Genomic DNA, 12,538 nt, shown 5'->3' on the forward strand with positions numbered 1-12,538 from the left:
CCATCAACCTACGCCCGGAACAGGTGGCGACGGATCGCCGCCACGTTTCCGAAGATGCGCACCCCGAGCACGACCACCACACCGGTGGAGAGCTGACCGCCCACCCCCAGCTGGTCCCCCAGGTACACGATCAGACCCGCCACCAGCACGTTCGAGATGAACGACACCACGAACTGCTTGTCGTCGAAGATCCGGTCCAGCTTCGCCCGCACCCCACCGAACACCGCGTCGAGCGCGGCCACCACCGCGATCGGCAGATACGGCTGCAACGCGGCGGGCACGGTCGGATCCAGGTAGATCCCGAGAACCACACCGGCGAGCAGCGCCAGCACCGCGATCATCGGACACCTCCGGAGGGGCGGGGAGAGGTACCCGGACCGGACGGCCCGGGACTGGACGTACGGCCGGTGACCGACCCCGACGGCGACGGGCTCGGACTGACCGAAGGCTGCGCGTAGCGTAGCCGCGGCTCCGGCGCGGCCGGCAGGGTGAGGTCGTCCGCCTCGCGGACCTCGAACGACAGGCCGGTGTCCTTCGCCACCCGCCGCATCAGATACGCCGCCCGGCTCTCGTCGAACCTGTCCCGCATCGAACCCGGCCCGATCGCCGTCACCTCGTACGGGCTCGTCACCGGCCGGAAGTCCACCAGGATCGCCGCCCCCGCCGACCGGATCGTCGACGTCGCCGTCAACCGCTGCCCGTTGATCGCCACCGCCTCCGCCCCCGAGGCCCACAGGTCGTTGGCGACCTTCTGCAGGTCGGTGTAGATCACCCGCGGCGGACCCGTGTCCGAGTCACCGGAGACCGCGTCGTCGTCCTTCGGCTGCGCGTCGGCCAGGCGCACCACCACACCGTCGCCCCGCACCCGGCCCAGCCCGGTCCCCGCCTCCAGGTTGCGCAACCGCGCCGCCTGCGAACCGCTCAGCGCGGCGTCGCGCTGCCGGCCGACCTCCTCACGCAACCGGTCCGCCCGGGCGGTCATCTGGTCGGTCTCGCTCTCCCGCTGCTTGATCTGCGCGATCAGGCCGGCGCGCGCCTGACTGCGGCTCGGCTCGTCCGCCATCGTCTCCCGGTACGCCACCGCGAACAGGAACCCGACGACCGCGAGCACCACGATGCTCACCGCGCGCGTGGAAGCGCCCCGCCACCCCGCCGGGGGCGGCGACTCCCGGCGCCGGGCCGCCGCGTCGGCGTACCCCGGGTCCAGCGGGTTGCGGAACAGTTCGGTGAGGAAGTCCGGGGTGAACGCCCGGGTGGGGCGCCCACCGGAGTCCGGCGGCGTGCTCATGCGCGCGCTCCCCCGGCCCGCACGGACCGGACCAGGCGGGCGGCCTGCACCACGTACATCGCCCCGGCCACCCAGTAGAGCACCAGACCCCACCAGGCCAGGCCCCAGCCGATCGCCCCGACGGCGGTGGCGGCGGACTCCGAGGCCGTCGCCACCAGCAGGATCGGGAAGGCGGCGAGCAGCAGGAAGGTGGCCGTCTTGCCCACGTAGTGCACCGGCGGCGGGCCGTACCCGTGCCGGCGCAGCACCGCCAGCGAGCCGACCAGCAGCAGCTCCCGGGCCAGCAGGGCGGCCGTGAACTGCCACGGCACCACCTCGCGCGCGGTGAAGGCGAGCAGCGTGGCGAGGATGTAGAGCCGGTCGGCGAACGGGTCGAGCAGCTCGCCGAGGCGGCTGACCTGCCCGAGCCGCCGGGCGATCCAGCCGTCCACCCAGTCGGTGGTGCCGCCGATGGCCAGCACCACGATCGCCGCGACGTCGGCCTCCAGGACCAGGAAGAGGTAGAGGAAGAGCGGGACGCCGAGCAGCCGGACGAAGCTGATCAGGTTCGGCAGGGTCAGCACCCGGTCACCGACGGCGGCGCCGCCCGTGCCCTGCGAATGCTCTGCCCGAGCCGGCCGACGCGACACCGAACCTCCCTCCGCAGCACGGACCGGACGCCTCCCGGGCGCCTCGGCGGGCGTGCGCGCTGACGGGCCGGCCAGCGCCGGCGCCTCGGTGGCCCCGGGCCCGGGGCCTCCCCTGCTGCCGCTCCGGACGTGGTGGTCGCGGGCCGGCGAGTTGCCACTATATCGGGCTCACGTATCGGCCCTGGGGCCTCGCGTCTCTGTCCTCGTGGGGTGTCTGTTGTGCGGTGCGTCACCACGCGTAGGGCATCCTAGGACACTAGTGGAGTGCCGGTGGGAGGCCGCTGTCGCGGCGGAACGGGTCAGGCGGTGCGGGCGGTGGCGTCGGGCTGCGTCGTCGTGCCGGCCTCCACCGCCTGGGCGAAGGCCAGCAGCGCCAGCAACAGGTCGTTCTGCGCCCGTGGCGGCATCCGGTCCAGGACGGTCTGCACGGCCTGGTGGCGCCGCTCCTTCAGCTCCCGCAGCAGGGTCTCGGCCGCCGCGGTGGGCACCAGCCGGACCTCCCGCCGGTCGCGCGGGTCGGCCACCCGCCGCAGCAGACCGGTGGCCTCCAGCCGGTCACAGAGCCGGCTGGCCGAGGAGGGTACGACGTCGAGCAGCTCCGCCAGCCGGTTCACGTTGGTGTCCGGCCGCGCGCTGATCAGGGCCAGCACCCGCAGCTGGGTCGGCGGGACGGTGACGTGGTGCCGTGACGTGGCGGAGTCGAGCACACCGATGAGCGCCTCGGCGGCGGCGTCGATCGCCGCGGCGAGATTCGCAGCTCGCTCCACCCGGTGCCCCCTGCGATCGGTCCGCTCGTACCTGGCTGCCGGCTCGGTTACCGCTCGCCCCGGCCACTGGCCCCGACCCAGTCCAGGCAGACGACGACGGCGTCGTCGCCCAGGTCCGTGTCGGCGTGGTAGGCGAACAGTTCGCGCATGACGGTACCAACCGCCTCGGTGGCCGGCTGCAACCGTGTGGACCGCATCGAACGCGCCATCGCCCGCTCCCCGTACGGCTCCTGGCCGCCGGGCTGCGCGGCGTAGACGCCGTCGCTGACCACGAAGAGGCGGTCCCCCGGCTCCAGGTCGAACTCCTGCACGTCGTAGCGCGTCTCGGCGAACATGCCCAGGGGCAGCTGCCGGTCCAGCTCGATCGGGGTCACCGTGCCACCGCGTACCCGCAGCAGGTGCGGCGAGCCGGCGTCCACGGCGCGTACCCGGCCGGAATCGGTGTCCACGCTGAGCAGCAAGGTCGCGACGTGCCGGCTCCCCCGGTGCTGGTAGTGGATGGTGTCCGAGGCGAGCTCCGCCTGCTCCACCAGCCCGCCGCCGGAGCGCCGGGCGTTGCGCATGGCGTTGACCGTCAACGCCGTCAGCAGGGCCGCGGCCATCCCCGTGCCGGTGCCGTTGAGCACCGTCAGCGTGAGCCGGTCGCCGTCGACGGACCAGTCGAAGTGGTCACCGCCGACCCCGTACGCCGGTTCCAGCTGCCCCGCCAGCAGGAACGCCTGGTGCCGGACGCTGCGCCCGGGCAGCAGGTCCCACTGCATCTCGGCGGCCATGCTCAGCCGTTCCCGCCGCCGGGCCCGGCGGTACCGGTCGGTGTCCCGGTCGGCCGCCCGCAGCGCGGTGGCCAGTTCGCCGGCGACCTCGCCGATCCCGGCCACCGTCTCCGGGGCCGCCGGGCCGGACAGCTCGACCAGCAGGACCCCGAGCCGCTCCCCCCAGGCCGTCAGTGGCACCCAGACCCGGCAGTGCCCGTCGTCGCGGGCGTCCAGCACCGGCTGCTGGCTGCTGAAGCAGCGCTGGGCGACGCCCTGGCAGCCCAGGAAACCCGCGTCGGGCAGCTCCGCGTCGAGGACCGGCGAGAGCCCGCTGATCCGGTAGTCGGCCAGGAAGACGTCGGTGCGCGAGGCGGCGAGGCTCGACCGGAGGACCCGGTCGGTGGCCTCCACCAGTTGGTCCGGTGGGGCCGCGCGCAGCGCACGGGACACCGCCGCGGACACGTCCGGCATGTTCGTCCTTCCGACACATTCTTGCTGTAGGGCAAGCATCATACGGAGGGCCGGCCGGGGCGGCGCAGCGGCCGGTCAGTCGGCGGGCTTGCCGGCCAGCCCGCCGTGGAACGCGTCCGGCACCGCGGCCGGCTCACCCCGCGGCCGCCACCGGGCCACCGGCACGATGCCGTCGGCGGTCGGCACCCACCGGCCGAGCAGCGGGGCGAACGACGCCGGGGCGCGCATCCGGAACTGCGGGCCCATCATGGCCAGCGCCTGCGGGTACGCGGCCAGCTCCTCGCTGTCGAAGTCGAAGGCGAGGAAGCTGCCCGGGGCCACCGCATCGTAGAGCTCGTCGAGGGTGCGGGCCAGCGTCTCGTCGTCGAGGAAGGCGGCCAGGCCGAGGAAGACCACGCCGACCGGCCTGCGCCCCCAGCCCGGCACGAAGCGGTGCAGCTGGGCCGGGTCGAGGGTGCCGAGGTCGGTGGCGTCGCCGTAGCCGTAGCCCGCGCGGTCGCTACCGGCCAGGATCCGCTGCCCGAGCCGGACGGTGACCGGGTCGACGTCGGTGTAGAGCACCGTGGCGGAGGTGGCCACCTCGTGCACGTTGCCCCGGGTGGGCAGGCCCGCCCCGAGGACGAGGAAACCGTCGACCCCGGCCTCGGCGACGGCGGCCACCGCGCGGCCGAGGAAGGCCCGCAGGTCCTGGAAGATCGCCGCGCACGGCCCGTACGCCTCCTCGAAGGCCCGGGCCGCCGCCACGTCCACCGGGAAGTGGTGCTCACCGCCCAACCAGAAGTCGATCATGCGGGCGGTGCTCGGCTGCTCCGGCTCGGCCATCGACGGCGCTCCCTTCCAGCGGGTCGGGCGACAGCGTAGCGAGGCGACCGCCGTGGCGGTATCGCCCCGGCGACAGTCCCCGGGCCGCGATACTGGGCCCGAGCGGGAGGTGCGCGGCGGTGAACTCGGCGAACGGCGCGGCGGTCGTGGTGGGCGTGGACGGCTCGGAACCGGCGCTGCGCGCCGTCCGGCTCGCGGCGGCGGAGGCGGCCCGCCGACGCCGGCCGCTGCGGGTGGTGCACGGCTTCATCTGGCCGCTGCTGCGGGTGCCGGTGGAGCCGGTCACCGACGCCCCGCCCGGCGGCGGGTTGCGCCACCAGGCGGAGGACCTGGTCGCCCGCGCGGTCGCCGAGGCGGAGGCGGCCGAACCCGGCATCCGGGTGACCGGCGAGATCATCGACGGCGAGGCGTCGGCGGTGCTGCTCGGCGAGACCCCCACCGCCGCGCTGGTCGTGCTCGGCGACCGGGGGCTGGGCGGGTTCGGCGCGCTGGTGATCGGCTCCGTGGCGGTGCAGGTCGCCACGTACGCCGACTGCCCGGTGCTGGTGGCCCGGGGCGAGGAACACGCCGACGGCCCGGTGGTGGTCGGGGTGGACGGCTCGCCGGCGTCCCGGGCGGCCGTGGAGTTCGCCGCGGAGCAGGCCGCCCTGAGGGGCGCCGCGTTGCACGCCGTGCACGCCTACCGCCACCCCCACTCGGACGGGCCCGGCGACATGCAGCCGCTGGTCTACCAGGAGTCGAAGCTGCACGACGAGGAGGACCAGGTGCTCGCCCAGTCCCTCGCCGGCATCGAGGAGCGTCACCCGGGACTGCCCGTGACCCGGGAGGTGGTGCGCGAGCGGCCGGTCGCCGCGCTCACCGCCGCGTCGCGCCGGGCGCTGCTGGTGGTCGTCGGGGGCCGGGGGCTCGGAGAGCTGGCCGGGCTGCTGCTCGGCTCGGTGAGCCACGGAGTGCTGCACCACAGCGCCTGCCCGGTGGCCGTGGTGCGTACCCCGGAGTGAGCGGTTGACCCGCCGGCAGACGGGTAGACGGCGCGGGTACGGCACGCGGTGAAGCGACCGAGGAGGCGGCGATGCCAGGACGGCCGGGAAGCAACGCGTACGACAAGGCACGGGCACGCCTGCGCGACCTGATCGAACAGTCGGGACGGGCGGCGGACCAGGAGGCCAACCAGGTCGCGAACCGGATCCTGCAGGAGGATCGCGGCCAGACGGGCGTGGTCCGCGGTGAGCGGACGTACGGCCCGAAGGGTGAGCGCGAACCCGGCGATCCGAAGTGAGGGCCTCCGGCCTGCTGGACGGTGCGATCGCCGGTGCGGTGGGCAGCGCCGCGCTGAACACGGTCGGCTACCTGGACATGGCGGTCCGGGCCCGGCCAGCCAGCAGCACTCCGGAGGAGACCATTCGGCGGCTGGCCGACCGCACGCACGTGGACCTGGGCCCCGAGGACCGGGCGGCCAACCGCCGCTCGGGCCTCGGGGCCGTCCTCGGGTACGGCCTCGGCACGGGCGCCGGTGCGGTCTTCGGCGCGCTCGCCGGCACCCGCCGGCTGCCGCTGCTGCTCGCCGGGGTGCTGCTCGGCGGCGCGGTCATGGCCACCACCGACGGTTCGCTGGTCGCGCTGCGCATCAGCGACCCCCGCACCTGGCGGCGGTCGGACTGGCTGGCGGACATCGTGCCGCACCTGGCGTACGGAATGGCGGCCGCAGCCACCTTCAACCGGCTGCGACCGCCCTCCACCCGAGGCCGTTAGCCCCGGTCGTCGCTCTCGTCCTCGGCGACCGGCTCACCGGCCGGGCCGTACGGCGACACCTGCCCCTTCGGCACCGGCCGTCCCACGTCCGCGTTGGACGTGCCCTTGTGCTGCGGATGCCCGCCCGAGTCGATGGCGGTCTTCCGGCTGTCCTGACTGGTCGCGCCCTTGGCGTTGCGGCGGAACTCCATCTGCTGCGGGTTCACCACGGGTCTCTCCTTCCGACGGGGTGCACGGCCGACGGGTCGCGCACTCCCTCGGCTTACCCATCGCCGTGGAGCACATTCGACCGGCGGCGGCCTGGCTGATCCGCCCCCGACGGGGTACTGCACGGTGATGGGGGACGACCGACGGGTGGCCCGGGCACTGCTGGAGCGACAGGGACGCACCTACGCCGAGGAGGCCGGCATCCGGCTGACCGACCGGCCGGGGCCGCTGTACCAGCTGCTGGTGCTGGCCACGTTGCTGAGCACCCGGATCCGGGCCGGGGTGGCGCTCGCCGCCGCGCGGGAACTCTTCGCCGCCGGCTGGCGCACTCCGCAGGCCATGGAGGCGGCCGGCTGGCAGGAGCGGGTCGACGCGCTGGGACGCGGGCACTACCGCCGGTACGACGAGCGGACCGCGACGATGCTCGGCACCGGCGCGCGGCTGTGCCTGGATCGATGGCACGGTGACCTGCGCCGGCTGCACCGGGAGGCGGGCGGGCAGCCGACCGCGCTGCGCCGGCTGCTCACGGAGTTCCCCGGCATCGGCCCGACCGGGGCGGACATCTTCCTGCGCGAGGCGCAGGCGGTCTGGCCGGACGTGCGCCCGTACGCCGACCGGCGGACCCTGAGCGGGGCGAAGCAGCTGGGCCTGCCGGCGAACCCGCGCGGCCTGGCCGGCCTGGTCGGCGAGGCCGACTTCGGCCGGCTCGCCTCGGCGCTGGTCCGGGTGGCCCTGGGCGAGGAGTCCGCGGGCGAGGTCAGCCGCACCGCGGCGGCACGCTGAGCGCTACTTGGCCGGCTTGTCGCCCGGCTTGGTCAGGTGCCACACCAGCAGGGCCGCCGCCAGGGCGAGCAGCACCACGCCGCCGGAGATCCCGCCCTCCCCGTCGGCACTGCTTCCGGTCGCGCCGAAGTAGACCACCGCCAGCCCGGCGAGCACCGCCAGGAACGTCCGCATCCCTCGGTCCTTCACGTCTCGCACGGTACGACCGGTTCCGGACCCCCACGGGGGTTTTCGCGGGCGTTACCCCGTCCGGGTCACTCCGTCCGGCAGCCGGCCGCCGGGCCGCGCAACCGGACCCGGCGTACCGCCCGGTGGCCCACCTCGACCACCTCGACGGTGAGCCCGGGCAGCCGTACCGTCTCCCCCGGCCCGTCGGGCAGCCGGCCCAGCCCGGCCAGCACCAGCCCCGCCACGGTGGTGTAGTCGCGCGGCAGCGGGAACATCAACCGCACCCCCACGTCGCCCAGGTCGTGCAGCGGGAAGTCGCCGGGCAGCAGCAGCGCACCGTCCGGCTCCCGGACCACCCCGGAGACGTCCCGGTCGGTCTCGTCGTACAGCTCGCCGACCACCTCCTCCAGCAGGTCCTCCATGGTGATCAGGCCGTCGATGCCGCCGTACTCGTCGACCACCAGGGCGAGCTGTTCGTGGCGCTGCCGCAGCTGGCGCATGGCGTCGGCGACCGGCAGGGTGCCGGGCAGCAGCAGCGGCGGGCGGGCCCGCCCGCCGGCGGTGTCGCCGTCGCCGTCGACCAGGTCGCGGATGTGCACCAGGCCCCGGACGTCGTCCAGCCCGCCCGGCCCGACGACCGGGGCGCGGGACCGCCCGGTGGCGGCCATCCGGCGCATCGCCTCGGCCGCCGGGAGCGCGGCGGGCAGCACGGTCACGTCCCGCCGGGGGACCAGGATCTCCCGCAGGGTACGGCCGGCGATGTCGAACGCCCCGGCGAGGATCTCCCGCTGCTGCGCCGACAGCCCCCGCTGGCTGACCAGCATCTCCCGCAGCTCCTCCTCGGTCACTTCCTGCCGCCGCGCCCGGGGGTCCCCACCGGCGAGCCGGACCAGCAGGTCGGTGGCGCGGCTGAGTAGCCAGACCGCCGGGCGGGACACCCGGGCCAGCAGGTCCAGCGGCGACGCGCTCAGCAACGCCCAGCGTTCCGCCCACTGCATCGCCAGCCGCTTCGGGGCCAGCTCCCCGACCACCAGGGTGACGAAGGTGAGCACCACGGTCACCAGCACCACGGCCACCGGCCGGGCGGCGCCGCCGAGGAACCCCAGCGGCCCGATCAACGGCTGGGCCAGCGACACGGCCGCCGCCGCCGAGGCGAGGAACCCGGCGAGGGTGATGCCGAGCTGGATGGTGGCCAGGTAGCGGTTCGGTTCCCGGGCCAGCCGGGCCAGCCGCGCCCCGGCCCGGCCGGAGCGGCCCAGCTGGCGCAGCTGCGCCTCCCGCAACGTCACCAGCGCCATCTCGCTGCCGGAGAGGGCGGCGTTGATCAGCACCAGCACGGCCACCAGCGCGAGCTGCCCGAGCATGCCACCCCCTCCCGCCACCCTGGCCCCTACTCAACCGCAGCGGCGCCGACGGGGAGGTCGGGTCAGTCGTTTTCCAGGTCGTCCAGGGAGATGGCGTGGGTCATCAGCCAGCGGGCCAGCGCGGCCATGCCGAAGAGCCACAGCGGCGCCGACTCGGTGGTGCCGTTGGTGGCGAAGATGGCGAACCGCAGGTCCGGCGCCCGGTACGCCTCGATCCGCCAGCGGTGGTTCTTGTCCCGCCAGACCGCCGATGGGTCCATGGCGTCACGGTAGGCGACCCGGTACCCGCCCCGGTGCGGCTTCGCCGACAGCCGGGCCGTCTGCGCCGGGACCGGATCGCGGTCAGGACGGCGGGCCGACCACCTCGCGGGCGTCGTCGGGCAGCCGGCGGGTGGCGCCCCGGCGATCCAGCAGTTCCAGCAGCGGCACCGCGACCCGGCGGGTGGTGTCCAGCGCCTGCCGGGCGGCGCTGAGGGTGAACGGCTGCGGCAGGCGGGCCAGCACGCGTACCGCGTCGTCGACCGCGCCGGGCAGCAGCACCACGTTCTCGGCCAGCCGCAGCAGCGCCCCGGCGCGCACCGCCGCGCCGATCTCCCGGGGGCCCAGGCCGAGGGTGGCGAGGCGGCCCGCCTCGGGAGCGCGGAACGGGTGCTCGGCGTACTCGGCGCGGACCCGCTGCACGGCCCGGGCCACCGGTGCGGGCAGCGGATCGGCCCCGGCGGCGGTGACCCGGCCGGCGCGCAGCGACAGCGGCGGGCGGACCAGGGCCTCGACCAGCGCGCGGTCGGGCAGGTCGAGGCGTCGGCGCAGCACCTCCACCGGAACGCCCGGTTCGAGGGGGTGCTCGCGCGCGTACCGGGTGGTCTCCTCGGCCAGCCGGGTGGCGAGCCCCCGCCAGTGCTCCGGGTCGGCGAGCCAGTCCCCGGCGACCGGGGCGGCGGTGACCGGCACCCCCATCCGGGTCAGCTCACCGGCGCGGACCAGTGCCCGGCGGCGCAGCTCCCCGGCGAGGTCGGGCCGTCCGTCGAGGCCGGCCAGGACGGCCGCCCGGGCCGCGGCGGCACCGCGGCGGCGCAGCAGCGGCGGGGCCACGTCCAGCACCGTCACCCCGCCGCTGACGTGGTGCCGGCCGGGGTCGCGCAGCAGCGCCCGGTCGCCGACCAGCAGCGGCAGGGGCCGGGCCAGCCGCAGCCGGACGGTGTCCGCGCCCAGCGGGCGGACCCGGGCCGGCACGGCGGCCGAGCCGACGTGCAGGGTGAGGGTGGCGGGCAGGTCGGCGGCCGGGTCGCCGGCCAGCCGCACGTCGAGCAGGTCGGTGCGGTGGAACCGGCCGGGGGTGAGCAGCGCGTCGCCGCGGGCCACCCGGTCCTTCGGCACGCCCCGCAGGTTCACCGCGACCCGGGCCACCGCGTCCACCCGCTCCCGGGCGGCGCCGAGGCAGTGCAGGCCACGGACCCGGACCGGTTCACCGGTGGCGGCCAGCTCCAACTGGTCACCGACGCGCAGCCCGCCGCCGCCGAGGGTGCCGGTCACCACGGTGCCGCTGCCCCGGACGGTGAACGACCGGTCCACCCAGAGCCGCACCGGCGCGTCCGGGGCGGGCGCCGGCAGGCGGGCGGCCAGCCGGTCCAGGGCGGCGCGCAGCTCGGGCAGCCCGGCGCCGGTGACCGCGCTGACCGGCACCGCCTCCACCGCGCCGAGGCTGGTGGCGGCGATCTCCGCCCGGGCCTGCCACAGCGCGGGCCCCGGGTCCGCCAGGTCCGCGCGGGTCACCGCCAGCAGGCCGTACGACACCCCGAGCGCGTGCAGCGCGGCCAGGTGCTCGGCGGACTGCGGCATCCACCCTTCGTCGGCGGCGACCACCACCAGCGCGGCCGGGACGGGCCCGACCCCGGCGAGCATGTTCGGTACGAAGCGCTCGTGGCCGGGCACGTCGACGAAGGCGACCGTGCCGCCGGCGGGCAGGGTGGTCCAGGCGAAGCCGAGGTCGATGGTCATCCCCCGGCGGCGCTCCTCGGCCCACCGGTCGGGTTCCATCCCGGTCAGCGCCCGCACCAGGGTCGACTTGCCGTGGTCGACGTGGCCGGCGGTGGCGACGACGTACATCTCAGCCGGCCGCCGCCACGCGCAGCACCGCGTCGCGCAGGGCGCCGTCGGCGGCGGCGGGCACGCAGCGCAGGTCCAGCAGGAGCCGACCGCGCAGCACCCGGCCGAGCACCGGCGGCGCGCCGAGGCGCAGCGGCCCGGCGTACGCCTCCGGCAGGCTCAGCGCCCACGAGTCCAGCGCGACGCCGGGCGCCCCGCCACCGCCGACCACGGCACTGCTCGGCACCACCTCGGCCTTGCAGCCCTCGGCACCGAGCGCGTCGCGCAACCGTTCGACGCGCTCGCGCAGCGCGGCGGGGTCGGCGTGCAGGGCGGCCCGGGTCGGGGTGTCCGGGCCGTGCAGGGTGGCCGCCAGGGCGGCCAGGGTCAGCTTGTCGACCCGCAACGCCCGGGCCAGCGGGTGCCGGCGCAGCCGCTCGACCAGGTCGGCGTCGCCGAGCAGCAGCCCGGCCTGCGGCCCGCCGAGGAGCTTGTCGCCGCTGGCGGTGACCAGCGCCGCTCCGGCCCGCAGCGTGGTAGCGGCGTCCGGCTCGTCGGGCAGCAGCGGGTCCGGCGTGAGCAGCCCGGAGCCGATGTCGGCCACCACCGGCACGCCGAGGGTGGCCAGCGCGCGGACCGGGACGGCGGAGGTGAAGCCGGTGACGAGGAAGTTCGACGGGTGCACCTTCAGCACGAAACCGGTGCGCGGGCCGATCGCCGCGGCGTAGTCGGCCAGGGTGGTGCGGTTGGTGGTGCCGACCTCGCGCAGCCGCGCGCCGGTGCTCTCCAGCAGGTCGGGCAGGCGGAACCCGTCGCCGATCTCCACCAGCTCGCCCCGGCTGACCACGATCTCCGCGCCGGCGGCGAGGGCGGTGGCGGCGAGCACCAACGCGGCGGCGCCGTTGTTGACCACGTGCACGGCCGCCGCGTCGGGCACCGCCGCGGCGAGCGCGTCGAGGGCGTCGCGCCCCCGCCGGGCCCGCCGGCCGGTACGCAGGTCCAGTTCCACGTCGGTGTGCCCGGCGGCGGCCACGACCGCCTCGACGGCGGCGGCCGACAGCGGTGCCCGGCCGAGGTTGGTGTGCAGCACGACGCCGGTGGCGTTGAGCACCGCGCGGGGCGTCGGCGCGGGCAGCGCGGCGAGGGCGTCGTCGCGTACCTGTTCGGGGGTGATCTCGCCGCGGCGGGCGCGCTGCTGGGCGCGGCTCACGGCGGCCTTGACCCGGTCCCGGCCGAGGGTGGCGGCGGCCGCGGCCAGGCGCGGGTCGGCGAGCAGAGCGTCGGTGCGCGGCACCCGCCGTCGTGGGTCCGCCGGCACCTGGCCCATGCGCGTCATCTCCTGGAGTTCTCTGGCGGAGACGGACGGGAATCGAACCCGCCTGGCCCGGATCCCGGACCACACCGGTGTTGAAGACCGGGAGGGGCACCAGCCTCCTGAACGCCTCCG

16 protein-coding genes and 1 tRNA gene are annotated in these 12,538 nt (G+C 76.0%); 4 read left to right on the plus strand and 13 right to left on the minus strand.

Going from position 1 to position 12,538, the window contains the following annotated elements; translation table 11 throughout:
• Positions 1-8 precede the first annotated feature (8 nt).
• From ACSNN7_RS05305 to ACSNN7_RS05330, 6 genes are all read right to left on the minus strand, one after another.
• On the minus strand, positions 9-341 hold the full coding sequence (locus ACSNN7_RS05305; RefSeq protein WP_067311500.1) for a small basic family protein: 333 nt from the start codon (positions 339-341) through the stop codon (positions 9-11).
• Positions 338-1,288, minus strand: a complete 951-nt coding sequence (locus ACSNN7_RS05310; RefSeq protein ID WP_436679500.1) for a DUF881 domain-containing protein — start codon at positions 1,286-1,288, stop codon at positions 338-340. Before ACSNN7_RS05310 ends, ACSNN7_RS05305 begins: the two co-directional genes overlap by 4 nt.
• Positions 1,285-1,917: a CDP-alcohol phosphatidyltransferase family protein gene (locus ACSNN7_RS05315; RefSeq protein WP_436679501.1), complete on the minus strand. Its 633-nt coding sequence runs from the start codon at positions 1,915-1,917 to the stop codon at positions 1,285-1,287. The genes ACSNN7_RS05310 and ACSNN7_RS05315 overlap by 4 nt, the downstream gene beginning before the upstream one ends.
• Positions 1,918-2,216: 299 nt before the next feature.
• A complete protein-coding gene (locus ACSNN7_RS05320; protein ID WP_436679502.1) occupies positions 2,217-2,684 on the minus strand; it encodes a MarR family transcriptional regulator in 468 nt (155 codons plus the stop codon).
• A gap of 47 nt (positions 2,685-2,731) precedes the next feature.
• Positions 2,732-3,910 carry a PP2C family protein-serine/threonine phosphatase gene (locus tag ACSNN7_RS05325; protein ID WP_436679503.1) on the minus strand — a complete coding sequence of 393 codons (1,179 nt, stop codon included), beginning with the start codon at positions 3,908-3,910 and terminating at the stop codon, positions 2,732-2,734.
• Between the two features lie 75 nt (positions 3,911-3,985).
• On the minus strand, positions 3,986-4,732 hold the full coding sequence (locus tag ACSNN7_RS05330; protein ID WP_436679504.1) for an SAM-dependent methyltransferase: 747 nt from the start codon (positions 4,730-4,732) through the stop codon (positions 3,986-3,988).
• A gap of 119 nt (positions 4,733-4,851) precedes the next feature.
• Here ACSNN7_RS05330 and ACSNN7_RS05335 point away from each other — a divergent pair, with 119 nt between their 5' ends.
• The 3 genes from ACSNN7_RS05335 (at position 4,852) to ACSNN7_RS05345 (ending at position 6,484) form a co-directional block, all read left to right on the plus strand.
• A complete protein-coding gene (locus tag ACSNN7_RS05335; RefSeq protein ID WP_436679505.1) occupies positions 4,852-5,733 on the plus strand; it encodes a universal stress protein in 882 nt (293 codons plus the stop codon).
• A gap of 71 nt (positions 5,734-5,804) precedes the next feature.
• Entirely contained in the window at positions 5,805-6,011 is a 207-nt protein-coding gene (locus ACSNN7_RS05340; protein ID WP_436679506.1) for a phosphatidylethanolamine-binding protein, read from the plus strand.
• Entirely contained in the window at positions 6,008-6,484 is a 477-nt protein-coding gene (locus ACSNN7_RS05345) for a hypothetical protein (protein WP_436679507.1), read from the plus strand. The genes ACSNN7_RS05340 and ACSNN7_RS05345 overlap by 4 nt, the downstream gene beginning before the upstream one ends.
• Here ACSNN7_RS05345 and ACSNN7_RS05350 read toward each other — a convergent pair.
• Positions 6,481-6,693: a hypothetical protein gene (locus ACSNN7_RS05350; RefSeq protein WP_436679508.1), complete on the minus strand. Its 213-nt coding sequence runs from the start codon at positions 6,691-6,693 to the stop codon at positions 6,481-6,483. The genes ACSNN7_RS05345 and ACSNN7_RS05350 overlap by 4 nt on opposite strands.
• A 127-nt stretch (positions 6,694-6,820) precedes the next feature.
• Between ACSNN7_RS05350 and ACSNN7_RS05355 the strand changes: the two genes are divergently transcribed.
• Positions 6,821-7,474 (plus strand): hypothetical protein, encoded by a 654-nt coding sequence (locus ACSNN7_RS05355; protein ID WP_436679509.1) that lies wholly within the window; start codon positions 6,821-6,823, stop codon positions 7,472-7,474.
• Positions 7,475-7,477: 3 nt separating this feature from the next.
• Here ACSNN7_RS05355 and ACSNN7_RS05360 read toward each other — a convergent pair whose 3' ends face one another.
• From ACSNN7_RS05360 to ACSNN7_RS05385, 6 genes are all read right to left on the minus strand, one after another.
• Entirely contained in the window at positions 7,478-7,663 is a 186-nt protein-coding gene (locus tag ACSNN7_RS05360; protein WP_334457823.1) for a hypothetical protein, read from the minus strand.
• Positions 7,664-7,728: 65 nt separating this feature from the next.
• Positions 7,729-9,006, minus strand: a complete 1,278-nt coding sequence (locus tag ACSNN7_RS05365) for a hemolysin family protein (RefSeq protein WP_436679510.1) — start codon at positions 9,004-9,006, stop codon at positions 7,729-7,731.
• 62 nt (positions 9,007-9,068) lie between these two features.
• Positions 9,069-9,266 carry a hypothetical protein gene (locus ACSNN7_RS05370; RefSeq protein ID WP_109944258.1) on the minus strand — a complete coding sequence of 66 codons (198 nt, stop codon included), beginning with the start codon at positions 9,264-9,266 and terminating at the stop codon, positions 9,069-9,071.
• A gap of 82 nt (positions 9,267-9,348) precedes the next feature.
• On the minus strand, positions 9,349-11,112 hold the full coding sequence (gene selB, locus ACSNN7_RS05375) for a selenocysteine-specific translation elongation factor (RefSeq protein WP_436679511.1): 1,764 nt from the start codon (positions 11,110-11,112) through the stop codon (positions 9,349-9,351).
• Between the two features lies 1 nt (position 11,113).
• Positions 11,114-12,418: an L-seryl-tRNA(Sec) selenium transferase gene (gene selA / locus ACSNN7_RS05380; RefSeq protein WP_436679512.1), complete on the minus strand. Its 1,305-nt coding sequence runs from the start codon at positions 12,416-12,418 to the stop codon at positions 11,114-11,116.
• A 23-nt stretch (positions 12,419-12,441) separates the two neighbouring features.
• Positions 12,442-12,537, minus strand: a tRNA-Sec gene (locus ACSNN7_RS05385).
• Position 12,538 lies beyond the last annotated feature (1 nt).

The organism is Micromonospora sp. URMC 105, assembly GCF_051386295.1.
Classification (GTDB): domain Bacteria; phylum Actinomycetota; class Actinomycetes; order Mycobacteriales; family Micromonosporaceae; genus Micromonospora.